The sequence below is a fragment of the Vreelandella lionensis genome (assembly GCF_002087295.1).
In the GTDB taxonomy this organism is placed as follows: domain Bacteria; phylum Pseudomonadota; class Gammaproteobacteria; order Pseudomonadales; family Halomonadaceae; genus Vreelandella; species Vreelandella lionensis.
The window spans coordinates 67,003-89,991 of the sequence record NZ_MWVI01000089.1 but is presented as its reverse complement, the minus strand read 5'-3'; the positions used below and the strand labels follow the sequence as shown (position 1 = coordinate 89,991).

21 protein-coding genes and 5 pseudogenes are annotated in these 22,989 nt (G+C 57.5%); 11 read left to right on the top strand and 15 right to left on the bottom strand.

Going from position 1 to position 22,989, the window contains the following annotated elements:
* The first annotated feature begins 60 nt into the window (after positions 1 to 60).
* Positions 61 to 1,257: a chromate efflux transporter gene (chrA, locus tag B4967_RS13680; RefSeq protein WP_083025795.1), complete on the top strand. Its 1,197-nt coding sequence runs from the start codon at positions 61 to 63 to the stop codon at positions 1,255 to 1,257.
* A 54-nt stretch (positions 1,258 to 1,311) separates the two neighbouring features.
* On the opposite strand, the gene B4967_RS20485 is transcribed toward chrA, so the two are convergent.
* Complete coding sequence (locus B4967_RS20485) at positions 1,312 to 1,584, bottom strand: XRE family transcriptional regulator (RefSeq protein ID WP_062362957.1); 273 nt, start codon at positions 1,582 to 1,584, stop codon at positions 1,312 to 1,314.
* A 217-nt stretch (positions 1,585 to 1,801) separates the two neighbouring features.
* On the opposite strand from B4967_RS20485, the gene purE reads away from it, so the two are divergent.
* From purE to B4967_RS21065, 5 genes and pseudogenes are all read left to right on the top strand, one after another.
* The gene (purE, locus tag B4967_RS13670) at positions 1,802 to 2,320 is read left to right on the top strand and encodes a 5-(carboxyamino)imidazole ribonucleotide mutase (protein ID WP_083025772.1); all 519 of its coding nucleotides are present in this window, start codon (positions 1,802 to 1,804) and stop codon (positions 2,318 to 2,320) included.
* A gap of 33 nt (positions 2,321 to 2,353) precedes the next feature.
* Positions 2,354 to 3,486, top strand: a pseudogene (locus tag B4967_RS13665) (5-(carboxyamino)imidazole ribonucleotide synthase).
* Between the two features lie 141 nt (positions 3,487 to 3,627).
* Positions 3,628 to 4,011 carry a hypothetical protein gene (locus B4967_RS21075; RefSeq protein ID WP_340638779.1) on the top strand — a complete coding sequence of 128 codons (384 nt, stop codon included), beginning with the start codon at positions 3,628 to 3,630 and terminating at the stop codon, positions 4,009 to 4,011.
* Positions 3,998 to 4,183 (top strand): hypothetical protein, encoded by a 186-nt coding sequence (locus B4967_RS21070; RefSeq protein WP_340638778.1) that lies wholly within the window; start codon positions 3,998 to 4,000, stop codon positions 4,181 to 4,183. The genes B4967_RS21075 and B4967_RS21070 overlap by 14 nt, the downstream gene beginning before the upstream one ends.
* A 23-nt stretch (positions 4,184 to 4,206) precedes the next feature.
* Entirely contained in the window at positions 4,207 to 5,253 is a 1,047-nt protein-coding gene (locus B4967_RS21065) for a diguanylate cyclase domain-containing protein (RefSeq protein WP_340638777.1), read from the top strand.
* Here the strand turns inward: B4967_RS21065 and B4967_RS13655 are convergent.
* The 9 genes and pseudogenes from B4967_RS13655 to B4967_RS13615 form a co-directional block, all read right to left on the bottom strand.
* Positions 5,231 to 6,055: a TraX family protein gene (locus tag B4967_RS13655; protein WP_083025771.1), complete on the bottom strand. Its 825-nt coding sequence runs from the start codon at positions 6,053 to 6,055 to the stop codon at positions 5,231 to 5,233. The genes B4967_RS21065 and B4967_RS13655 overlap by 23 nt on opposite strands.
* 75 nt (positions 6,056 to 6,130) lie before the next feature.
* Entirely contained in the window at positions 6,131 to 7,279 is a 1,149-nt protein-coding gene (gene iadA, locus B4967_RS13650) for a beta-aspartyl-peptidase (RefSeq protein WP_083025769.1), read from the bottom strand.
* 90 nt (positions 7,280 to 7,369) lie between these two features.
* On the bottom strand, positions 7,370 to 8,161 hold the full coding sequence (locus B4967_RS13645; protein ID WP_243470591.1) for a transporter substrate-binding domain-containing protein: 792 nt from the start codon (positions 8,159 to 8,161) through the stop codon (positions 7,370 to 7,372).
* A gap of 346 nt (positions 8,162 to 8,507) precedes the next feature.
* Positions 8,508 to 9,278, bottom strand: a complete 771-nt coding sequence (locus tag B4967_RS13640; RefSeq protein WP_083025767.1) for a transporter substrate-binding domain-containing protein — start codon at positions 9,276 to 9,278, stop codon at positions 8,508 to 8,510.
* Positions 9,279 to 9,411: 133 nt separating this feature from the next.
* Entirely contained in the window at positions 9,412 to 10,143 is a 732-nt protein-coding gene (locus B4967_RS13635) for an ABC transporter permease (protein ID WP_083025766.1), read from the bottom strand.
* 1 nt (position 10,144) lies between these two features.
* The gene (locus B4967_RS13630) at positions 10,145 to 10,846 is read right to left on the bottom strand and encodes an ABC transporter permease (protein WP_083025764.1); all 702 of its coding nucleotides are present in this window, start codon (positions 10,844 to 10,846) and stop codon (positions 10,145 to 10,147) included.
* Positions 10,847 to 10,865: 19 nt separating this feature from the next.
* A pseudogene (locus B4967_RS13625) lies at positions 10,866 to 11,635 on the bottom strand (ABC transporter ATP-binding protein).
* A 230-nt stretch (positions 11,636 to 11,865) separates the two neighbouring features.
* Entirely contained in the window at positions 11,866 to 12,852 is a 987-nt protein-coding gene (locus tag B4967_RS13620; protein WP_083025793.1) for a succinylglutamate desuccinylase, read from the bottom strand.
* A 205-nt stretch (positions 12,853 to 13,057) separates the two neighbouring features.
* Positions 13,058 to 13,498, bottom strand: a complete 441-nt coding sequence (locus B4967_RS13615) for a hemerythrin domain-containing protein (RefSeq protein ID WP_083025763.1) — start codon at positions 13,496 to 13,498, stop codon at positions 13,058 to 13,060.
* A gap of 227 nt (positions 13,499 to 13,725) precedes the next feature.
* Between B4967_RS13615 and wrbA the strand changes: the two are divergent.
* A pseudogene (gene wrbA / locus B4967_RS13610) lies at positions 13,726 to 14,324 on the top strand (NAD(P)H:quinone oxidoreductase).
* 94 nt (positions 14,325 to 14,418) lie between these two features.
* On the opposite strand, the pseudogene B4967_RS13605 reads toward wrbA, so the two are convergent.
* Positions 14,419 to 15,492, bottom strand: a pseudogene (locus tag B4967_RS13605) (tartrate dehydrogenase).
* A gap of 130 nt (positions 15,493 to 15,622) precedes the next feature.
* On the opposite strand from B4967_RS13605, the pseudogene B4967_RS13600 reads away from it, so the two are divergent.
* Positions 15,623 to 16,531 (top strand): annotated as a pseudogene (locus B4967_RS13600) (LysR family transcriptional regulator); the annotation flags it as partial.
* A gap of 21 nt (positions 16,532 to 16,552) precedes the next feature.
* On the opposite strand, the gene B4967_RS13595 reads toward B4967_RS13600, so the two are convergent.
* The gene (locus B4967_RS13595; RefSeq protein WP_083025761.1) at positions 16,553 to 17,086 is read right to left on the bottom strand and encodes a lipocalin family protein; all 534 of its coding nucleotides are present in this window, start codon (positions 17,084 to 17,086) and stop codon (positions 16,553 to 16,555) included.
* 192 nt (positions 17,087 to 17,278) lie between these two features.
* Between B4967_RS13595 and B4967_RS13590 the strand changes: the two genes are divergently transcribed.
* The 3 genes from B4967_RS13590 to B4967_RS13585 all read left to right on the top strand — a co-directional run bounded on the left by B4967_RS13590 (position 17,279) and on the right by B4967_RS13585 (position 20,031).
* A complete protein-coding gene (locus B4967_RS13590) occupies positions 17,279 to 17,707 on the top strand; it encodes a secondary thiamine-phosphate synthase enzyme YjbQ (RefSeq protein WP_083025759.1) in 429 nt (142 codons plus the stop codon).
* 43 nt (positions 17,708 to 17,750) lie between these two features.
* Positions 17,751 to 18,233, top strand: a complete 483-nt coding sequence (locus tag B4967_RS19700; RefSeq protein WP_243470590.1) for a hypothetical protein — start codon at positions 17,751 to 17,753, stop codon at positions 18,231 to 18,233.
* Positions 18,234 to 18,342: 109 nt separating this feature from the next.
* Positions 18,343 to 20,031, top strand: coding sequence for a glycosyltransferase (locus B4967_RS13585; protein WP_243470589.1), 1,689 nt, complete (start codon positions 18,343 to 18,345; stop codon positions 20,029 to 20,031).
* A gap of 8 nt (positions 20,032 to 20,039) precedes the next feature.
* Here the strand turns inward: B4967_RS13585 and B4967_RS13580 are convergent, their stop codons facing one another.
* From B4967_RS13580 to B4967_RS13570, 3 genes are all read right to left on the bottom strand, one after another.
* Complete coding sequence (locus B4967_RS13580) at positions 20,040 to 20,738, bottom strand: TVP38/TMEM64 family protein (RefSeq protein WP_083025758.1); 699 nt, start codon at positions 20,736 to 20,738, stop codon at positions 20,040 to 20,042.
* Between the two features lie 71 nt (positions 20,739 to 20,809).
* Positions 20,810 to 21,748 carry an ABC transporter substrate-binding protein gene (locus B4967_RS13575; protein WP_083025756.1) on the bottom strand — a complete coding sequence of 313 codons (939 nt, stop codon included), beginning with the start codon at positions 21,746 to 21,748 and terminating at the stop codon, positions 20,810 to 20,812.
* A 32-nt stretch (positions 21,749 to 21,780) separates the two neighbouring features.
* Positions 21,781 to 22,953 carry a TauD/TfdA family dioxygenase gene (locus B4967_RS13570; protein WP_243470588.1) on the bottom strand — a complete coding sequence of 391 codons (1,173 nt, stop codon included), beginning with the start codon at positions 22,951 to 22,953 and terminating at the stop codon, positions 21,781 to 21,783.
* Positions 22,954 to 22,989 lie beyond the last annotated feature (36 nt).

Sequence of the window (22,989 nt, the reverse complement as noted above, 5' to 3'; positions counted from 1 at the left end):
GTCAAGCGCAAGGCGTACCCTTAACGCCTTGCGCTTTTTAATGAGTAAACGGTGGGCACGATGGCGGTAGAGAATAAGATACGAGGACGAGCCAGCGAGGTGTTTTGGGCATTTTTAGCGCTGGGGCTGACCTCCTTTGGCGGTCCGGTGGCGCACCTGGGCTACTTTCGCACGGCGTTTGTCGAACGCCGCCAGTGGCTCAGCGAGCAGGCCTACGCGGATTTGGTCGCGCTGTGCCAGTTCTTGCCGGGGCCAGCCAGTAGCCAGGTAGGCTTTGCCTTGGGTTTGATGCGCGCTGGCCCCTGGGGGGCGGCAATGGCGTGGCTGGCGTTTACGCTACCCTCTGCCATCGTGCTGGTGCTGTTTGCATTGGGCGCGGCGGTGCTGGATGGCCCGGTGGCCAGCGGCATCATTCACGGCTTAAAAGTGGTGGCGGTGGCCATTGTGGCCCACGCGGTGTGGGGCATGGCGCGCAACCTCTGCCCGGATAAAACCCGCACGGGCATTGCCCTGGCAGCAGTGTTGGCGGTGGTGCTGGTCAGCGGGCCGTTGGGGCAGGTGGCGGCGATTGTGCTGGGCGGCGTGGCGGGGCTGCTGCTTTGTCGCCAAAGCGCTGCAGCATCATCTAGCGAATCGCTGCACTTCCCGGTGACACGCCGAGCGGGCACGCTAGCATTAGGTTTATTCGCCGCTTTGTTGGTGCTCTTACCGCTGTTAGCGGCGAGTGCCGGTTGGTTGAACGTCGTCGATGCGTTCTACCGTTCAGGCGCGCTGGTGTTTGGCGGTGGCCATGTGGTGCTGCCGCTGCTAGAAGCGGAAGTAGTGCAATCGGGTTGGGTCACGGCAGATGAATTCTTAGCGGGTTACGGCGCGGCACAAGCGGTGCCGGGGCCGCTGTTTACGTTTGCTGCATATTTAGGGGCGCTGCTGCCAGGGATACCCAGCGTGATTGGCGCGCTTTTGGCGCTGCTGGCGATTTTTGTGCCGGGGTTTTTGCTACTGGTCGGCGTGCTGCCGTTTTGGAATCAGTTCCGCCAGTGGAGCAGTGCACAAGCGCTGATGCGCGGTGCCAATGCGGCGGTGGTGGGTATTTTAGGCGCGGCGCTTTATCAGCCGGTGTGGACCAGTGCCATTCTTGGGCCTTACGAGTTCGTGCTGGCGTTGACGGGCTTTTTGCTGCTCACCGTGTGGAAACTGCCTGCATGGCTGGTGGTCATCGTGGTGGCGTTAGGCGGCGTAATGATTCCGCCCCAGTAACCGGGGCGGGGAAATACTCAAGCGGTGAGAGTTAGCGGGGAGGTGGCGTGGCTGCTATGGCGCCTCCAGCTCTAACGTGCGACGCAGGACATTAAGCTCGTTGATGTCCAGATGCTCTAGCCTTCCGGCGAGCAGGTCGCTGATCTTTTGAACGGGTAAGCCAGCCTGGCGGGCTATTTCGCGGCTTCCCAGATCTGATACGGCGATCAGGCGGGTAATAATACGCATGAGGCGCGTACGTTTTTCTAATTCCCTGACATCGAGGTCAGGGCTGCTTCGCGGAGGATCTAATGATTCTGCGTGAGCAGTTGAGTATGCCGTACTCATGTGACTCCATCAGTCGGAAATGACAAATACACAATGCCGCCAACTCACGCGGTTTTCAATGCCTAATTTGATGAAAATTTCACGCAGCGAGTAACACCCGCAAATGCCCGTGGCTCTGGTAAACTATGCGCCTTCCTATTTCTGAGTGAGCTGCGCACTGTGCGCGGCTTATGGACTGCTTTCTAGCTTAAATAGGCCGTTGGCCGAGGAGTTTTGCATGTCGAACAGCGCACCCAAGGTGGGCGTGATCATGGGGTCGAAGTCTGATTGGCCGGTCATGGAGCACGCGGTGGCGATGTTAGAGCGGTTGGGCGTTCCCTACGAAACCCGTGTGGTATCGGCGCATCGCACACCCGACCTGCTGTTCGAATATGCAAAAAGTGCCGCTGAGCGTGGCCTGCAGGTGATTGTGGCAGGCGCAGGCGGTGCCGCTCATTTGCCGGGGATGGTCGCGTCACCAACGGCGCTGCCGGTGCTGGGTGTGCCGGTGGAGTCTAAAGCGCTGAAGGGCTTGGATTCACTGCCTTCTATTGCCCAAATGCCGGGTGGCATTGCGGTAGGCACCCTGGCTATTGGCAAAGCCGGTGCCACCAACGCAGGCCTGCTGGCCGCACAAATTGTGGGCCTTCAGGACAGCACCGTGCGCGAAGCTGTTGAGGCGTTCCGCGCCGAGCAGACCCAGTTGGTGTTGGATAACCCCGACCCGCGCCCTGACGTAGACTCCTCGGCCCAATAGGTAGCCATCATGAGCGCACAGAGTGCAAAACATATGATTGCAAAAAACATTGGCGTCCTCGGTGCAGGCCAGCTCGGGCGTATGCTGGCGCTGGCAGGTTATCCGCTGGGCAACACGTTTACGTTTTTAGATACCACTGGTAATCCCAGCGCGGGTATTGGCGAGGTGATTGTCGACCCGGATAACCAGCATTTGGCGGCGTTTCTCGATAAGGTCGATGTAGTGACCTACGAATTCGAGCACCTCCCCGTTGAGCTGGTAAAGCAGATTGAGCAGCATAAGCCGGTTTACCCCGGCAGCCGCGCTATTGCGGTGTGCCAGAATCGGGTAGAAGAGAAGGCGCTGTTTGACCGCCTGAGCATTCCGACACCAGCCTACCGCGTGGTGGAAAGCGCCGAACAGCTCGCTGCCGCTGCCGCCGAACTAGGCTGCCCAGTGGTAGCAAAATCGGTTACCGAAGGCTATGACGGCAAGGGCCAGGCGGTACTGAAAGCGCCGGAGCAGGCGCAAGAGGCGTGGGATGCCATTGGCCATTCGCAGCTGATCGTTGAGGCGTTTGTCGATTTTGTACGCGAAGTCTCGATGATTGCCGTACGCGGCCGCGATGGGGACGTGGTGTTCTACCCCATGGCGGAAAACCAGCACGTGGGTGGCATTCTGCGCTACTCCGCGGGGCTCCGCTACCGGATTTGGACGCCAGCGTTCAACAAGCCGCCGATAACTACATTCGTGTGTTGCTGGACGAGCTGGATTACGTGGGCGTGTTGGCGCTGGAGCTGTTCCAAACCCGCGACGGCAGCCTGCTGGCCAACGAAATGGCCCCGCGGGTGCATAACTCCGGCCACTGGACGATGGACGGCGCAGTGACCAGCCAGTTCGAGAACCATCTGCGGGCTATTCAAGGCTTGCCGTTAGGCGCGACGAATCCCGTTGCACCTACCTGCATGGTGAATGTGATTGGCCTGGAAGGTGATAACGCCGCGCTGCTAGCCATTGCCGACACCCACTTGCATCGCTACGACAAAGCCGAGCGCCCAGGGCGTAAGCTGGCTCACGTTAACGTCGTGGCGTCGAGTCACGCCGAGCTGCTTGAAAAAGTGCGTGCTTGTCAGGCGTTGATACCCGATGCGCCCCCCGTTGAGTGGAGTTTTGAATCTACGTTATGAACAACGAAGCCGCCTGAAAAGGCGGCTTTTTAATTTCTGATGGTCACTACTTTTGTGACTTAAACGTGCTAAAACAGATGTATTAAAAAAAGCCTAACCAATAAGATTGGCGTTAAGCCGACTGAAGAACAGGGAGTTTGTATGTCGCCCCCCACACCCCTCGCCGCCACGGCGATGGCCTCCGGGCTGCGTAGTGGCTATCAACGTGACCACCATATAACCATGCAGCGTTTGCGTGGCGAAAAAGTGCGCCTACGTTGCGACAACCTATGGCAGCCGGTGCTGAGCAGCGTACTGGCGGGCGGGCTGTTGGGGGCGGCCCTGTGGCCAGTGGTGGATGCGACGCTACTGCTGGGTTGGTTTACGGTGCTGGTGGTGATTTCAGGGTTGAGGTTACTGCTGGCCCAGCGGTTTAAGCGCCTGCCTGCTCTACAGCCAGCAGCGCCAGCGCTGGCTGCGTTGGTTTGCTGTGGGGGCGATTGCTTCTGGCTGCGTGTGGGGCGCCTCCGGCGTGCTGCTGTTTAGCCACAATCACCCCGCCCAAATTGCCGCGCTCTCGATTGTGCTGGCCGGGATTGCGGCAGGGGGCGTGACCACGCTCTCTTCCGTGTGGTGGATCGCCATTGGCTTTGTGCTTCCCATTTTGCTGCCGCTTAAGCTCAGTTTCTGTTTCAGGGCTCGCCGCTTTCTATTTTAATCGGCCTGATGCTGGTGCTTTTTTTGGGTTTGATCATCGCCACTAGCCGCCGCTTTAGCCGTACTATTCACGACAATATTGCCCTGCGAGTGAACATGGCCGCCCGGGAGGCGCAACTGCGCGAAAGCGAAAACCGCTATCGCTCTATTTTTCAGCACTCGCCGCTAGGCGTACTGCACTTTGATGAGCAGGGGCAGATTACCGACTGCAATAGCAAACTGCTGGATATCCTGAGCGTGGAGCGCTCGAAGTTACTCGGCTACCGCATGCTGGACCGTTCCGCCGACCGAGGGGTTGCCCAGGCGGTGAGGGATGCGCTGGAGAAAGGCACGGGCTACTACGAAGGCACTTATCAACTGCCCAAATCCAGTGTGGGCACGCCCTTGCGGGCGTTCTTCAATGGGGTGCATAGCGCCAGCAACCAGATGGTGGGCGGTGTGGCGATTATTGAAGACTTCACCGAGCGAAAGCGCAGCGAGGCGATTATTTACCGCCAAGCTTATTACGATGCATTGACCGATTTACCCAACCGCAGGCTGTTTATCGAGCGATTAGAGGCGCTATGTAACGAGCAGGACAACGACCAGCGCGGTGGCTTGGTGATGTTTATGGATATGGACCGCTTTAAGCTGATTAACGACACCCTGGGCCACGCAGCAGGGGATGACTTATTAGTACAGGTAGCGCGCCGATTGGAGTCGTGTCTGCAAAACGATGATATGGCCGCCCGTCTGAGCGGCGATGAATTTGTGCTGCTCGCACTGTTTGATGTGACGGAGAGTGAGGCGTTAAACGCAGCGGCCGCCCGCTATATGGAAACAGTGCAGCAGGCGCTGGCAGGTGAATACCGCTTAGAGAGCCGCTGGGTAGAAGTAACGCCCAGTATGGGCTACACCTGTTTTGACGCGGCAGCCTTTGACCATACCGATGTGCTAAAACAGGCAGATATGGCGATGTATCAGGCCAAAACCGAGGGCCGGGCGCGGCTGCGCCGCTACCAGCCCTGGATGCGCGATGAAGTGAATAAACGGGTCGCTGAGCAGGCGCCTAACCTGCCAGTTGACCGCTAAGCAGTAACCACAGGGCGATCAACGCAAAGTGCCCCGGGTACCAGGCAAGCCATAGGCGGCGCGGCATCTCAAGCGCCACGGGGGGCACGCGCTGAGCGGCACCGGCGGCCAGCATTAGCACAATGACGCAGGTGGCGACGGTAAATGATTTAGCCATATCAGAAGCGTTCATTTGCCCGGCAATCCACAGCACGGGAAACGCCGCCAGCCCCGCCCAGAGGCGAGATTTCAGCACGTTACGAGTTTCGCTGAGCGCCTGCATGGCAAACATAAACAGCGGGATCAGCAGCAGGCCGTTATGGCCATACTCCACCCAGAAGCCAAGCAGGTACCACACGGTCACACCCACCGCGGCTCCCAGCATCAGCCAGCCCAAACCTAAGGTTTGTTGCTGGTAGTGCTGCCAGCCCTGGCGCACCAAAGCACCCAGTGCCAAGCCGCTGGCCAAGGTGAAGCAGACGTTTAAGATAAACGCATCAGAGGCACGGGGCATCAGCATATAGGGCAACTGTGCGGCGAGTCCGATAATCAAAATCCGCCGCGAGTAGCGCAGCGGATTACGCGTATTAAACAAGCCATGCCACGCCACCATGGCGGCAAATAGCGGAAACGCAATGCGTCCAATCGAAGAGCCTGCCCAACCTAAATCCCAATCCCCCGGCAGCACGTAGCGGGTCAGGTGGTCCACTGTCATGGTAAACAGCGCCAGCCACTGTCCCCAGGCGGTCCAGTGGGAAGAGGGGCGGAACACTTCTGCGGTGCTTGCCTGTGGCGTTGCGTGAGCCGCCGTCGATTCAGCCATGCTACCTCCTTGTATGTGGTTCAGTGATAGTAAAGACCCGGTTTGGCTAAGCAAGTTCGCTGGGAGGATGGGGGATTAGCCTGCGCTGAAAATCGGTTTACCCAGCGCCCAGACATGATCAATGGCCCAGCGTTCTTCGCTTAGCACGATAAAATCCGCATCCGAACCGGTCGTAAGGCGGCCTTTTTGTGGCAGCTTTAAGGCATTGGCGGCGGTGGTGGAGGCGCAATGCAGCGCGTGCTCCATGCTGATCTGGTGCTCATGGATACACTCACCTAGCACCTCGAACAGGCTGCTGAGTTTACCGGGTTTTAGGCCGATAAACCGATGCTGGTCATCAAATTCTGGCAGCGAAGCGTTGGCATCTGATGAGAGGCTGAGCTGGCTCGGCTCGATCCGCGCTTTCAGCGCCCGCGCTACTGCTTCAGAGGCGGGTACTTCGCCACCAGCCAGCAGCTCCGGCGTGGTGCTGGTGGTGAAATCGATGCGCCCACCTTCACGGGCAAAGCGCAGGCCATCTTCGAACAGCGCAGCGGTACGGTTGATATGGGTAGGGTAGAACTGGGCCAGCGGGATGGCGCTGTTTTTGGCGACCTGGCGCAGCGGCTCCAGGTGGGAGTCGGCGTCGCCAGTGTGAATGAACACGATGCCTGATTTGCCCGCCAGTAGCCCGGCGGTGCGGGCGTCGGAGGCTAGCCGAGTAAGCTCTTGGGTAGTGGGCTGGGAGCCGCGATGGTCGCTAATCGCCACTTCGCCCACGCCGAGAAATTCCGGAATATAGAGAATGTCGCTGGCCACCGAACCGGTCAGCGTCACCGGCGGTAGCTGATAAGAGCCAGTGTAGGCATAGGTGCTTAGCCCGCCTGCGGCTAGCTCCCGTGCCTTGCCAATCAGGTTGGCGGGGGTGCGGGTGAGGGCATCAGTGCCCAGTGCACCAATCAGCGTGGTCACACCCGAAGCGCAGGCATCGTCTAGGCTGAGTTCGGCGGTGCGGTTGCCAAAGCCGCCTTCACCGCCGCCGCCAATGTAGTGCACCAACGGGTCGACCAGGCCGGGAATCACGCGTCGGCCTTCCAGGTCTACGGTGTGTTTGATAAGCGTACCCAACTGGTACGTCTCGCTGGCATCCAGCACCGCCGCAATGCGCTGGTCGGCAATCAGCAGGTGGCACAACCCGCGAGGTTCAGGGGCAAAGAGCTGGGCGTTTTTTACAAGTGTCAGCATGGGCTTCCCAGGAGAGTAATGGGCAAACGATAAGCGCCGACCTGGGGTCGGCGCTGGTGTTGATATCGTTACGCTATTTAAACAGATCGCTTATAAGCGTACATCGTAGTTGAAGTAACGGTTCATGATTTCATCATAAGTGCCGTTCTCTTTGAGCGCACGCAGAGCCTCGTTAAAGCGCTCGGCGAGCGCTTCATCACGGGGACGAAACGCCATGCCCACGCCTTGGCCAAAGATCTCTTCGGGCTGCTTGATGAAGTCGCTGATGCGTTGGAAATCGCTTTCCGGGGTGTCGATCTCAATGGTGGCTTCGGCGATGGGGTAGTCCATGAAGGTGAGGTCTAGGCGGCCTCCCATCAGGTCGGTGACCACATCGTCCGCGCCGGTATAGCGGCGGATCTCCAACACATCGCCATAAAGCTGAGTGACGTAGTTGTCCTGCAACGTCGCCCGCTGCACGCCGACGGTTAAACCTTCCAGGCTGGCGCGGTCTTCGATATCGATCTCTTTATCGCGGGTGGTGATCCAGGCGCTGGGGGTGGTGTAGTAGGCCTCGGAGAACAGCACGCGCTGGGCGCGCTCGTCGGTGATCGCCATGGAAGACATGATGGCGTCGTAGTTGCGTGCCAATAGGCCTGGAATGATGCCGTCCCAGTCTTGCTCAACCCAGGTGCAGCTGACTTCTAAGTAGTCGCAGGCGGCGTTGCCCAGCTCGATTTCAAAACCGGTGAGCGTGCCGTCGGCCTCGCGGTACATAAACGGTTCGTAGGGAACATCGACCCCCAGACGGACCTCGTCGGTAATCCCGCGCCAGTGCGGCAGTGGATACCAATGAGAGTGAAACACCTGCCGCAAGAATAGCGGCCACGGACAGCGTTGCATAACGCATAGTCAGTCTCCTGAAGCGATTATTAGTAGGTATGTGGGTGTTGCGTAATGCCAAGCGCCTGAAAGGGCGGCTACAGCATGGGGTGCGCTAAGCGCAGGAGTGCCGTGCGTCTTTCACGCATGGCAACGTTCACGCGCAGGGGCGTGAGTTGGCATGGGCATGCCAAAAGGAGGGTAGGGCTATTCGTCGAACCATTCGCTCAGGTAGAAACGGGCAATGGTGCCTCGGGTACCTGGGCAGAGCGCATGAAGCGCGGGAGGTAAGATGCGGAGTGAGGGCATGATGGCGTCTCGCTTGCGTGCCTCCCCAGGTGGGGAGGCACACGTAAGCAGCTAGCGCTTACTCTTCCCCGAAGTAACGGGCGTAGATTTCATCGTAAGTGCCGTCTTCCTGAAGCTCAGCAAGGGCTTCATTGAACTGTTCGGCCAGCGCTTCGTCACGCTGACGGAAGGCGATACCGAAACCGTCGCCGAAGTACTCTTTAGGTTCGCTGATGCGCTCGCCTACAACCACGTACTCAGCTTCTTCGCTCTCTAGCAGCGTGGACTGGCCGATCGGGAAGTCGAGGAAGACGATATCCAGACGCTGTGCTTCCATATCCAGCACCATGTCGTCGGCGGTGGAGTAGCGGCTGATTTCAGCGACGCTGCTGAAGTTATCGGTAACGTAGTTATCCTGCAGAGTGCCACGCTGAACGCCGATGGTTTTGCCCGCCAGGGTCTCTTCATTGGCTTCGCTGATACCTAGGCTGCTGGGTGCGAACCAGGCAGACGGCATGGTGATGTAGGGGTCAGAAAACAGCACCTGCTGGCGGCGTTCGTCGTTGATGGTCATGGAGGACATGATCGCATCGTAGTTGCGTGACATCAGGCCAGGAATAATGCCGTCCCACTCCTGCTCGACCCACTCACAGGTAACACCGATGCGCTCGCACAGGGCGTTGCCCAGGTCGATATCGAAACCGGTCAGCTCACCTTCAGCGGTGCGGTACTCCATTGGCTCGTAGGGAACGTCAACGCCAATGCGCACGTTGTCGTAGTCGCGTGCTTGTGCAGAAGATGCTGCGGCAACGGCCAAACCCAGCAGGGAAACAGTCAGCAGTTTTTTCATTTTATACTCCAATAGAAACAGGTTCACCGAAGGTGATCCCCTTTAAGCTACCCCAGGTTGAGGTTGGCGAAAAGGGGGGACCTGCATATAAACCAACGTTTGTTTTACGCTGGACGTGTTGGATTTATTGTAGCTAGGAATTTTGTGGCCGCAGGTGGTCCAGCAATTTTTTCTCCAGGAAGCGGAAAAAATACAAAATCGCAAAGGTTAAGCAGAGATAGATGGCCGCGACAAACAGGAAGGCATCAAACGGCGCATAAAAGCGGGCATACACAAAGCGTGCCGCGCCGGTGAGATCCATTAGCGTGACCACGCTAGCAATCGCGCTGGCGTGCAGCATGAAGATGACTTCATTGCCGTAAGCGGGCAGCGCACGACGAAAGGCGCTGGGCAGAATAGTCCGCCGCATCATTAGGTTTTGCGACATGCCGTAGGCTCGCGCTGCTTCGATCTCGCCTTTAGACGTGGCTTTGATCGCCCCACGGAAGATCTCGGTGGTGTAGGCCGCCGTATTGAGCGTAAAGGCGATAAGCGCCGGGTAGAAGGCTTCTCTTAGCACTGGCCACAGGAAGGTTTCCTGGATACCGTCGATGAACGCAACGCCGTAGTAGATGATGTAGAGCTGGATCAGCAGCGGCGTGCCGCGAAACACGTAGGTATAGAGGTAGACCGGCAGGCTGATCCACTTATGCTTGGAGCTGCGCATAATGGCCAGCGGAACCGCAAGAATTAACCCGGCCACCAGCGATAGAAACACCAGCTGTGTGGTGGTCACCAAGCCTTCCCAGTAGTAGCCCCGGGTGGTGGGGGTGAAAATCAGGTTGTCTGCCAGCAGATCGTTAAACCATGCAGAGATATCTAACATGTCACTGCCCCCCAAAGCCGGTGTCGTAACGTTTTTGTAGCCGTGCAAAAATCAACTCAGAGACGCTGGCAATTAGAAGAAAAGCCACCGCCACAGGGATTAAAAACACAAAAGGCTCATGGGTAGCGCGGGAGGCTTCAGCGGCAACTCGCACCATATCGGTCAAGCCAATTACTGACACTAGCGCGGTGGTTTTGAGCAGTACCATCCAGTTGTTAGAGAGGCCAGGCAGCGCGTGGCGCATCATCTGGGGAAAGCGGATGCGTCGAAACACTAGCCCATCGCTCATACCATAAGCTTTGCCGGCTTCAATCTGACCGTTGTCCACTGCCATAAACGCGCCGCGGAAGGTTTCGCCCATATAGGCACCAAAGATAAAGCCAATGGTGAGTACACCGGCGGCAAAGGCGTTGAAATTAATATAAATATCAATTTCATAATTGTAATACAGCATGTCGCTGATGGCGTTGACGCCGATCTGGCCGCCAAAGAACAGCAGCATCATCAGGACTAAATCTGGCACTCCACGAATCACCGTGGTGTAAACAGTCGCAGTGCGGCGTAAAAACCAGTTACGCGACATCTTGGCGCTGGCGGTGAGTAGACCAAGAATAACCGCCAGTATCAGCGACAGAACGGCCAGTTGAATGGTAACGCCCGCCCCTTCGATCAGGCGGGGGCCGTAACCTTGCAAATCGAGCATGGTGTGGGTGCCTCGCGGATCAGTATTTGGGAGCCAGGAACTGCTTAGGCGCGGCGACTGTGGGTTACCGAGTACATCGTCGGGAGCCCCTTGCTCTTCTACCAAGCCCTGATGCAAGTAGATGACTTTACTGGAAACGTCGCGGGCAAAGCTCATTTCGTGGGTGACCACGACCATGGTGCGTCCCTCATCGGCCAGGTCACGCATGACCTTCAGCACGTCGCCCACCAGTTCCGGGTCGAGCGCTGAGGTCGGCTCGTCAAACAGCATCACTTCAGGGTTCATGGCCAGCGCCCGGGCAATCGCGCCGCGCTGCTGCTGGCCGCCGGACATTTGTGCCGGGTAGGCGTTGGCGCGAGCGCTAAGCCCTACGCGGTCCAGCAGTGCGTGGGCGTGCTCAATGGCCTCTTTTTTCGGCTTGCCGAGCACGTGAATCGGTGCTTCGATGATGTTTTCCAAAAGCGTCATGTGCGCCCATAGGTTGAAGCTCTGGAACACCATGGAGAGCTTGGCGCGCACTTGAACCACCTGTTTCCAGTCCGCTGGCTCGCGGCCGTGCTTGGTGGTTTTAAAGCGGATTTGCTCGCCGTGAACGTACAGTTCGCCGTCGTCCGGCTGTTCCAGCAGGTTCATGCAGCGCAAGAAGGTGCTTTTGCCTGACCCTGAGGCACCAATGAGGGTGATGACGTCACCTTTTTGGGCTTCCAGAGAGAGGCCTTTGAGGACTTCTGTATCGCCAAAGCGCTTTTTAATATTGCGCACTTCAAGGGGAGTAGGCGTAGCGGCCATAACTTAGGCTCCAGTACAGGGTTGCCGCAGCAGCAACAAATGAATTCGTCGTGCGTGTGTGCGGCTGGCGCGAAAAAAGGGGCGATTCTATCAGGACTGTGCCAAATGCGCGTACTTTATCAGGGCGACATTGGTCTTGGTATGTTGCTGTATGTCCCGATAGCCCCTTTACGTTGTTGTTATAAAAGCGTCTTTATGGATGCTAGTCGGTGCCGCTCATGGGCGGCAGGTCACGCGATGGCGTGACTGGGTACCACTAGCAGAGCTGCTCGTGCCCCGATTTCGACTTGGGCATTGGGAAATACCACGTGCAGCGGCGTCTCTTCCACCACGAAGTCGCCTGCTACCTCATCTTTAGCCAGGCAGGTGCCGGGTTCAAAGCGGCTGAAATTAGGCACATCGTCGGCAAAGCAGAGGCTAAAGTTTTCTGCTTGGCGCATGAGCTCGTGCTTCACTCGGAAAAATACCATCGACTCGACTGGCTGTTGGGGCGGCTCGTAGCCGGCGCCTAGCTTATTAAGCAGGGTTAACATTGGCGCCAGGGCGGCCATGTCGTTCTCGCCAAACGGGGCAACGCGGCCAAGCTCAAACGTAAACGCCTGGGCGTGGAGGTAGTGTTTGCTGTAGTGAGAGAAGGTCCAGCTGTGTTGATGCTGATGCAGCACCGCCTGCATATCGGCGGCCGCTAACCATGCCCACTGCTGCGCATTGGTGGCCGTTTCTGCATAGGGCTCTACCACAAAGCGCGTGTACAAACTGCCGCGTATGGCGGTGTGCAGGTCGTAGTGTAGTTTGGGTAACGCGTGGTGGCGGGCGTAAAACGCATCGACCGCTTCCATCAATTCCCGCGCCCGGTCCGGTTCCCTGCCCTGTTCGTCCAGCCCGCGTTTGAACAGCCTATTTAAATTAGGCGTGATGAAGCGCTGCTGAGCTTTCAACGCGGGTATGTTGCCCAAGATGACCAGAACCGGCGCGCCGAGCTGTTCGGTGCTTGCTTCGAGGGCGCTTAGCCATTCGCCAACAAGCTCCACAGGCGCTGTTTCATTACCGTGGATGGCGGCAGAAAAAATACATGCCTGCGCGCCAGGACGCAGAATGTTGGGCGTCAGTTCTAAAATACCCGGCCCGTGAAGGTGGTAAGTGCCGCTGGGAAAGCGGCCGATGCGCGGGGAAGGGCGTTCGCCGTCAAGCGTCCAGTCGAGCCATTGGCCTAGCATGAAAGTGTCCTTAAGCATGGGCATTCGCTTTTTTTATGCTTCTACCTTTAACCACGCTCGCGGCTGTTCACAAGGGGAAGCGTCGTTCGCGTGAAAATGGCCGGTAGGATGATGAAAGTTGCCGGTAAAAAAAAGCGCTCATGGCTCATCGCCACAAGCGCTTTGATCACTGGTGCTCTTTTTTCCATAGCGCTGTGAGGTTCATTTAGCCTGCCCGCTGTCGCTGCATCTCCTCCTGGTACTCTTTTGCCAGCGATGATTTCTGATTCTCCTGTAAGCCACGGCCCGCTAGCTGAAATACCTCTTGCTCCTCCTCATCAAGGTGGTGCGTTACCAAATGCTGAAGCTGTTTGGCATGGGTGATGGAGTAGCTGGCGCCGTAATCGGTGTCGTCTAGCAGTTCGATCAGCTCATCGATCTCGTGGTGCTCGGCCACGCTGTGGCGCGCTTTTTCTTGGGTAAGGTCGATATCCATCATGGGGACATACAGCGCGCGCTCTTCGGCGTTGGCGTGGTACTTCAGCTCGGCACGCACCTGCTGGTACAGGGTGTCGCGCTCTTCACTGTCACCATGGGTTTCTACCAAGCGTGCCAGCAGGTCTCGCTGAATATCGTGGTCTTTGCGCAGTGCTTCGAACATCGTCATGCCGGACTCCTTGGCGTTATACGTGAATGAAACTTATCGTAAAAACGATACAAGAAAATTAGTGCCGAAGTGGCAAAAGTGCAAGATCGGCACATCGATGAAATCGAAGCGCGGCGTCGAAACATTCGCTTTTATCTACGCTTAACTGCGCTATGTTTTAATGAGTTTTCACTGCCCGCCGTGGGCAACCTGTCTGATGCTTGAATGCATGTGCAAAGGAGTGAGTAATGACGAAGGTACTGGTTCTTTATTATTCCATGTATGGACATATCGATACCTTAGCAGCCGCTGTGGCGGAAGGTGCAAAGGGAGTTGATGGCGTAGAGGTGACGGTAAAACGCGTGCCCGAAACTATGCCGGAAGAAGCGTTCAAAAACGCGGGCGGCAAGCAGGATTTCACACGCCGGAAGCCACGCCCCAAGAGCTGGCGGATTACGATGCCATCATCTTCGGCACGCCCCCTCGCTTTGGCAACATGGCCGGCCAGATGCGTACTTTCCTCGACCAAACCGGTGGCTTATGGGCCAACGGCGCGCTGCGTGGCAAGGTGGCGAGCGTATTTACATCAACCGGTACCGGCGGCGGTGAGGAGATGGCCATTACGTCTACCTGGACCACGCTGGCCCACCACGGCATGGTCATCGTGCCGATTGGCTACGGCATTGAAGAGCAGTTTGATATTTGGAAAGTAAGCGGCGGTACGCCCTATGGTGCCGCGACGCTGGCCGGTGGCGATGGCTCCCGCCAGCCGGATGACCGCGAGCTGAAAATCGCCCGCTTCCAGGGTAAACACGTGGCTGAGATTGCCGCTAAGTTGGCGAGTTAATCGTTAGCTGCAAATTCTGGCTGAAAAAGAACAACGCCTCGCTGTTAATGCAGCGAGGCGTTGCTCGTTATGGGGCGTTGTTTTTATAGGGAGATTAGCCGCCAATCCGCTCGGCAATGGCTTTGCCCAAGCTTTCCGTGGTGCCCTCGCCGCCTACATCGCGGGTAAGCACTTGGCTATCGCCTTCGCTCAGCACCGCTTCAATGGCATCGACCATCGCATCGCCCTCTTCTTTATAGCCCAAGTGCTCCAGCATCATCGCCCCAGACCAGATTTGGCCGATGGGGTTGGCGATGCCTTTACCGGCGATATCCGGCGCGCTGCCGTGTACCGGCTCAAACAGGCTGGGGAATTTGCCTTCCGGGTTGATGTTGGCGGAGGGCGCAATGACGATGGTGCCGGTGCAGGCCGGGCCTAAGTCGGAAAGAATATCGCCAAACAGGTTGCTGCCTACCACCACGTCGAACCAGTCCGGGTGCAGCACAAAGTTGGCGGTCAAAATATCAATGTGGAACTTATCCACGGCGATCTCTGGGTACTGCTTGGCCATCTCGGCCACGCGTTCATCCCAGTAGGGCATGGTGATGGAGATGCCGTTGGACTTCGTGGCCGAGGTAAGCTGTTTACGCGGGCGGGTTTGCGCTAGATCTCAGGCGTACTTCAGCACGCGGTCAACGCCGGTACGGCTCATCACCGTTTCCTGAATGACGATTTCACGCTCGGTGCCTTCATACATTTTGCCACCGACGCTGGAGTACTCGCCCTCGGTGTTCTCACGCACTACGTAAAAGTCGATATCGCCGGGCTTGCGGCCCGCCAGCGGGCTTTTAATGCCAGGCATTAACCGGCAGGGGCGCAGGTTGATGTACTGGTCGAATTGACGACGGAATTGCAGCAGCGAACCCCATAGCGAAATATGGTCCGGTACTTTTTCTGGCCAGCCCACCGCTCCATAGAACAGCGCGTCAAAGCCTTTGAGCTGCTCAAACCAGTCGTCGGGCAGCATCTTGCCGTGTTCCAGGTAGTAGTCGCAGCTACCAAACTCAAACGTGGTGAATTCCAGGTCGATATTGAAGCGCTTGGCGTTGGCTTCTAGTGCGCGGATGCCTTCGGGCATCACTTCGGTACCGATACCGTCGCCAGCGATGACTGCAATACGATGGGCCATGGGGGCTCCTTGTTTTATTAGACGTCACAAAATAGCAGGGCGTGTTTCCGTAGTATGAGTGTAGCGCCTGTTGGCGACGTGATAATCAGGCTACTATGCAAGCTATTGTTGCCTTAAAGTGAAGAATCCCATGATGCTGGATGACCTCGCCTTTTTTCAGCAGTTGGCCCGGGCAGGGAGCTTAACCGCTACCGCCCGAGAGCTGGGGCTGTCACTCTCGGCCGTCAGCAAGCGCTTGAAGCAGCTAGAAGCCCGGCTTGGCGTGACGCTGGCGGCGCGTACTACTCGCCGCTTGACGCTGACCGCTGAGGGGGAGCGCTTCTCACTCAAGGTGGGCTGATTTTAGAAGAGCTGCAAACGCTGGAAAGCGCACTCAGCGATACCGCGAGCCAAGGGCTCACCGGACGGCTGCGGGTCAACGCGACCTTTGGCTTTGGCAGGCGGCATATTGCGCCGCTGCTCTCACACTTTTGCGCAGAACACCCGGCCATAGAGAGCTGGCTGGAACTGACGAATTTCCCGCTCAATTTAAGCGATCACGGTTTTGATGTGGGGATTCGCATTGGCGAGCCGCCGGATTCGCGCCTAGTCGCCAAGCGTATTTTGCCCAACCGGCGGGTGCTGTGCGCCCCGCCAAGCTATATGGCTAAGATGCCCGCCCTGAACCGTGCCGAGCGATCTTGCCCAACACAACTGCCTGGTGATTCGTGAAAATGATAGCGACTTCCCGCTTTGGCGGTTTGAGCATCGCCACTCGTCGCAGCGCCAAGCGGTGAAAGTTAGCGGGCAACTGGCCAGTAACGACGGCGAGGTGATTACTCGCTTAGCGCTGGATGGCCATGGCGTGATGCTGCGCTCCTGGTGGGATGTGAACGAGCATCTCGCCAGCGGCGCGCTGCACACGCTGCTGCCGGATTGGCAGGGCGTGCGCGCTGACTTTTACGCGGTGTTTGAGCACCGCCGCCATATACCGACGCGCATTAGTGCCTTCATTGATTTTTTACAGCGGGAAATGGCGGGCTGGGTGCCGCCTTGCCCAATGGCTGACGTGCGGGGTGCGCTAGCGGCCTGGGCAGGTTTGGTACTGCACCACGTCAATCAGTTCATCGGTGGGGAAGTCCAGCTCGGCGGCGCGCTGGCGCAGGCGCTGCTCCACGTCGCCTTCAAGGGTTGGCGTGCGGGCTAGAATCCATAGGTAGTCGCGGTTGGGGCCTGCCACCAGAGCCCATTGGTAGTCATCATCTAATTCAAGGACGTTATAGCCGCCGTAAAACGGGCCAAAGAAGCTGACCTTCAGCCGCCCAACGCTCTCATCATCAATAAAGTAGGCGCGCCCCTCGGCTTCATCCCAGGCTTGCTCTTCCAGGTTGTAGCCTCGGTTGATTACCTTAACGCCGCCATCGTCGCGCAGGCTGTAGGTAGCCGTGACGCAGTCCAACCCCTCTTCAAAGGAGTGATCCAAGCGGGCAATTTCGTACCACTCGCCCAAATAGCGCTCTAGCTCAAAACCAGTGACAGGTTCGGTGCCATCGGGAATACCGGTGCAGCCGATCAGCAGTGTGCCGGTAGCGGCAACCGCTGCCAGCGTGGCCATGCTCCTTGGCCGCCATGCGGATTTCATCATCTCGCTCCTTGGTGAACACTTGAACAATAAACGTTAAATCTATCAGTGTGGGGCACTGCGTGCCATGGTTCCCTGTTGGGTGCTACACGGCAAGCAGAGGAAATAGGCTATGGTATGTCTGTTACCGTATCCTCTTACAATGCTGATAACAAAGGAGTGACTATGTGGCATCAACAAGAGATTCACTTACCGGAAATGCCCAGGGGCTTTCACCTCATTACCGACGAGATCGCCAGAGCGCTGCCCTGCTTGGCGGATTGCCATCAGGGGCTGCTGCACTTGCAGCTCATGCACACTTCTGCCTCGTTAACGCTTAATGAGAATACCGACCCAGACGTTCGCCACGACATGGATGCTTTTATTCGCCGTTTGGTGCCGGAAGGGCTGAACTATTTTCGCCATACTTTGGAAGGCCCCGACGATATGCCAGGGCACGTTGCTTCTAGCCTGCTGGGAACTCAGCTTAGCCTAGCGGTGCGCGATGGCCGCTTAGCCCTTGGCACCTGGCAAGGGGTATGGTTAGGTGAGCATCGCGAGCATGGCGGTTCACGTCGCCTGCTGGCCACGCTGAATGGCTGTGCTGAATCTTAGCAATCGCCTTTTTCTGATGTCTTTTTGAAGGAAGTGCCCCACCATGCCCCAACGTTTTTTTCGCCTCTCCCGACAACGCTGGTTGAGGCTGTTTTTTGCTCTCAACCTTACGCTGGTGGCTGGGTTAATTGCTCATCAGGTATGGCTCTATGTCGCTGAGCCTGAGTTTGAGTCACTGCACACGGTGGAGGTTGCGGATATACGCGAGCGGCTAGAGGGGCGTGACGCCTATCGGTTTGCGGTGGTAGGCAATATCAATAACTCGGTGAACGTGTTTCAAGACGAGATTATTCCGCTGCTAAACCAAGGTGATATCGACTTTATGGTATCGGCAGGCAACGCGGTGAGCGGAGGCCAGCAGGAGAGCTATCAGGCGATCTACCATAGCCTGGAGCTGCTCAACATGCCGTACCTGCTGACCTACGGTGAAAAAGAGGATAGCGATTTCGGCAGCTATCTGTTTTACGACTACTTCGGCCGCACTTTTACTCGTTTGTGGCGGGCAATAGCCACTTTATCTTTCTAGATGGTACGGGCAAATCTCGACCTCTTGGCAGCTAGATTGGCTGGAGCGTGAGCTTGCCGCTTCGGAAGCGCCGCACCGCTTTTTGTTTGTGGGCTTGGCGCCGCACAACGTGATTCAGGATGCCCCGCTGTTTGAAGAAGATAACTATCTTAACGACCCACGGCTTGGCGATGGCATTATGCGCCTAGCCGAGCGCTACCGGGTTGATACGGTGTTCTCCGCAAACCTCTCTTTGTACGCCCAGCAAACCGTTAACGGTGTGAACTATGTCACCACGGGGGGCGCAGGTGGCCTGCTGCTGGATGCTGATGAGAGCTTTCATCACTATGTGGTGGTGGAAGTCGCGGGCGGCAGCGTGGGCATTTCGCCCGGGCGGCTAAACGTCGACCGTCCCGGCTGGTGGCGCATGCTGAGCAGCGTGGGATCGACAATTTATGCCTTCTTTTACGTCAGCTATCCGCGGTTTTTGCTAATTGTCGGGCTGTTAACCCTGCTTGCCATGCGCCTATACCGGCTGATTTTTGAAGAGCGCCACTACTATCCCGACTTCGATATCGACCCAACACCCTATCTGGAAAAAAGCCTACGGGTGGCGATGGTATCGAATAACTACTTTCCATTTGTCTCTGGGGTGTCGGTCTCTGTGGAGCGACTTCGCCAGGGGCTTAGCGACCTTAACCACCGTATTCAGCTGCTGGTGCCTCGCTACCGGGAGCCGTGGCAGGATGATGACACCATTCTACGGGTTCCTACGCTAATGGCGTTTGGTGAGAAACGTGAGTTTCGCTTAACAAATCCGTTTAGCGCGCGTTTTCGCCGCTGCCTGCGTGAGTTCAAACCCGACGTGATCCATGTTCATCACCCGTTCTGGCTGGGGTCGATGGGGCTATGGATGGGGCGCAGGCTTAAGGTGCCGGTCATCTATACCTACCACACCCGGTTGGAGCACTACGCTCATTTTGTGCCGCTACCGGGTGCGCTGTTTCGCAATCTGATTTCTCACTACCTGATCAAACACTTTTCTAATCGCTGCCAAGGGGTGATTGTGCCGACCTACTCGGCAGAGGAGTACCTGCGTATGATCGGTGTAAAAACCCCCTCGCTGGTACAGCCCACTGGGATTGATACGGCGCGCTTTGCCTATGCCAATGAGGAAGCGCTTACGTCGTTACGCGAGCAGTTGGCTATCGACCCCGCAGACACAGTGCTGGTGAGCGTATCCCGCATCAGCAAAGAGAAGAACATTGGCTTTATGTTGGAAGCGCTGGCGGAGCTAAAGCGCCAGGAGCAAACATCGCTGCGCCTGTTGCTGGTAGGCGATGGGCCGGACCGGCAGGCGATTCAGCAGCAGATTGAAACGTTGGGCTTGGAAGCGCAGGTGACGTTAGTAGGCGCCGTGCCACCAGAGGAGATGGCGCTCTACTATCACTTGGGGGATATGTTTGTGTTTGCTTCCACTTCGGAAACCCAGGGCATGGTGATTTTAGAGGCCATGGCCGCTGGGCTGCCGGTGGTCGCTGTTCGCTCCAGTGGAATTGATGATGTCGTACGAGACGGCTACAACGGTTTTAAAACGCCGCAGAACCGCCAGAAGTGGGGGCAGCGTGTGGTGGAACTGGCAGAGGATGAGGCACTACGCGATACTCTAGGCAGCCAAGCAAAAACCTTCTCCGCTGACTACGATATTGCCAAGTTTGCCGGTGCCGTAGCGCATTTTTATGCGGAGGTGCTGGCCAAGTATTACTCTAATCAGGACTACTCTAGTAAAACTCAAACAAGCGTGGAGCAAACGAACTAACGCCGATATTAGGCGTGATCGCGCTTGCCCTTGGCGGCGGTACGCGCGGTGGCCACGCGTTTGAGCAGCCAAAGCAGGCCCATTCCCGCCAATAAGCCTGCTACCGCGAGTGCCAGTTCTTGCCTTGATGCGGCAGTAAACAGCGCACCCAACTGGCTGCCTAGCAGGATGACCGCTGCCAGCCCTGGCACAATGCCGAGGGTGGAGCCAATCATGTAGTCGCGGAAATTAAGATGAAACGCCCCCGCAAGCATATTGGTCAGTGTGAACGGGGCGAGCGGCAGCAGGTTAATCACCGTCATGGTGCGGATGCCGCGTTTAGAAAGGTAGCCGGAGAGGCCGCGCAGGTGGCGGCCCCCGTAGCGCATCAGCGCGTCTCGCCCTAGCCAGTGGCCCACCCAGTAAGAGACCACCGAGGAACTCAGCGTACCCAAGGTGGCGTAGGCTAAGCCCCACACCGGCCCAAATAGCAGGCCAGTCAGCACCACTAACAGGCTAAGTGGGAACATCACTAACAGCGAGCTGATATAAACAGCAATAACCGCTGCGAACATCCAGGGTGCTTGCTGCCACTGGCTAATGGTGGTGGTGAGTTCTTTAAGATGCGCCTGGGTCAGCAGCCCTTGCTGCTGCAGGTAGCGCCACATCACACCTAGTATCACCAGCGCGATCAGTAAGCCTAGCCCTTTTAGCAACGTCCGTGACATTCCATCCCCACCGCCTGTTTGGCAAAAGAGCAATAGCATACGCCACTGCGGCGGTGGGGTGAACGAACGCGTTATTGTAGGCGCGCTTCAATGACAGGCCAGGCAGCGTCACCCTCGGTGGTCGTCACATCGGCCAGCATGGCTTCCACGCGCTCGGGGTGGTCGTTGATCCACTGCTGGGCCACCTCGGCAAGGTCACGCTCCTCTTGGCCAAAGGCTTGGATCATCCAGCTCTGCTCGTCGGCGGTTAAGCTTAAATGCTCAAAGAAGGTAACCAGCGCCGGGTGGGCATCGGCGTAGTCGCTGCGCAGTAGGGTGCGTACGTCGCTTTCGCCGTTGTTCTCACCGAACAGGTTTTCTGGGTCTTCCAGGTAGCGCATGGGCAGCTTAAGGTTCATCCAGTGGGGCGTCCAACCGACCCACACAATGGCCTCTTCTCTGGAAATCGCATCTTGAGCGGCGGAGAGCATGCCCACTTCGCTGGTATCCACTAAGCTCCAGTCGCCCAGTCCCCAAGTGTCGTTATCAATCGCGTTATGGAGAATCTCACTCGCCGCCGACCCTGCGCCAAAGCCATGAATTTGGCCGTTGAACTCATCACGGTGTTCATCTAAATCCGCGAAGCTTTGAATGCCGCGCTCATGCAGGTACGCCGGTACGGCCAGCGTCATCTGAGCGCCATCGACGTTGTTGGCGACATCGGTGAGCACGCCAGAGGCTTTGCGCGGTTCGAACATCTCTTTTTGTGCGGGTAGCCAAGCGCCTAAAAAGGCGTCGACGTCGCCACTTTCCATGCCTTGGTAGATCACCTGCAGGCCGATTTCGTGGGTTTGAGTGTCGGAGCCCAACGGGTTAAGGAGCTGCTCGGCAATTTCGGTTTTTACCGTAATACCGGGCCAAGCCGGGACGCCGAAATCGAGCGTGGCGTCATCGGCAAGGGCGGCTTGGGTGGTAACGCCTGCCAAACTTAGGGCAATCGTAGAAACGAGTGGACGGGTTAAACGCGTCATGGAAGGGGATCTCCTTGCTTAGGTTATTGTGATTACGCGGTGGTACGAGCGAGAACACGCAGGCGCGAAGCCAGCATATCGCGGTCTAGATAGGTGCCCTGAAGATGGCGAGCACCGCTATTGGGATCGAACTCCCGGCGGCCGTGAAGCACGCGACGATTATCGAACGCCACCATCTGGCCCGGTTTTAAGGTGAACTCCAACTGATGGGCGTCGCTGTGGAAGAGTTGCCACAGCGCTTTATAAGCGCTGTACCAAGCGGCCATTTTTTCAGCGGGCAGGTGGAGTGTGTCGCGTATCCAGTTATTAAGGCGTATCTCCACCAGCTCACCTTGGCTATCTAGGGTGATCACTGGGGCTTTGATGGCGATATCGTGGGTGTCGTCCTGAAAGCGAAAATCGATGGGCGTTTCGCTGAGAATAACGAGCGCTTCCGGGTCCTGTTCGCGCAGGGCATTGATCACTCGGGCACCATCAGCAAACAGCGACTCGCCACCGCTGGCGTCGTTTTGCAGGCAGTAGAGCAGTTGAATATCCGGCGGCTGCTGCCAGTTGGGCAAGTCGATATGCAGCGGTAGCCCGACAGCGGTATAGGCCGCGTTGTTGGGGGTGGGCTTGGAGCGAACATTAAAGCGCCCGCCGAAGTTGGTGGCGCGTTGCGGGCCACGCTCGGCAAGGCGGCTGACTTCCTCTTCCACCAGCGGCGCGTCGGTGACCAGCGCCAAGCCGTCGCGTAGCATGGCGGTCAGCCAAGTTTTCTCGCCTTCTGGGGTCAGAAAGTCGGCGTGGCGAACGCCTTCGGGGAAGAAGTCGTCGCGCCACGGCTGCGGGGCGGGCAGTGCAGAAAAGCGCGTCGCCTCAGGGCGGCGCTGGTAAAGCCAGCCGCTATGAAAGGCGCTCACATGACCATCCTGCCACTGTAAATAGAGGTGGCCATCTGCCAGGGTAACGCTGGGTGCCTGTTCGATATCGTCTAGCGGTAGGTAGAGGCGCTCGCGGGTTTGCGGATGGCGACACTGGGCGCAGGCGCAGTGGTCGCGCAGCCATAGCAGTGGCAGCGTTGTGTGAGTGCCGTCTTCCCAGGTCAGCGCAAGGCTGCTATCGGTGAGCGTGGCATCGCTGAGTGCCGGGCCGTGTTCATAAGGCGTGAGTTCACTCATTTGAGGGGGTGAACGCTTTTCCGTCGCTGCTAGTGCGCTGGTCATAAAGGCCTCGCTGTAGGTTGATGACATGTTGTTGAA